Origin of the sequence: Mesorhizobium sp. M7A.F.Ca.MR.148.00.0.0 (assembly GCF_003997735.1) — a bacterium.
GTDB lineage: Bacteria > Pseudomonadota > Alphaproteobacteria > Rhizobiales > Rhizobiaceae > Mesorhizobium.
The window spans coordinates 1-283 of the sequence record NZ_RZTB01000539.1 but is presented as its reverse complement, the minus strand read 5'-3'; the positions used below and the strand labels follow the sequence as shown (position 1 = coordinate 283).

Here is a 283-nt window from a genome sequence, read left to right as displayed (position 1 = left end):
GGCGAAGCGCGCGAGGTGGGCGGCGTCCATGCCGCGATCGCGCGTGAAGTGGCGACGCGCAACCGACCATTTTCGAAGCCGGTGTTGGTCCTGTCGGGCGGCGAGACAACCGTCACGCTACGGGCAAAAGGCAAGGGCGGCCGCAATTCGGAATTCCTGCTCGCCTTTGCTATCGGCATCAACGGCGTCGAAGGCATCCACGCATTGGCCGCCGACACCGATGGCATCGACGGTTCGGAAGACAATGCCGGCGCCTTCGCCGATGGCTCGACCGTGTCGCGCA

General features: G+C 65.7%; 1 protein-coding gene. It reads left to right on the top strand.

From position 1 onward, the window contains the following. On the top strand, positions 1–283 hold a 283-nt coding region (locus EOB49_RS35250), incomplete at both ends, for an MOFRL family protein (protein ID WP_281060646.1).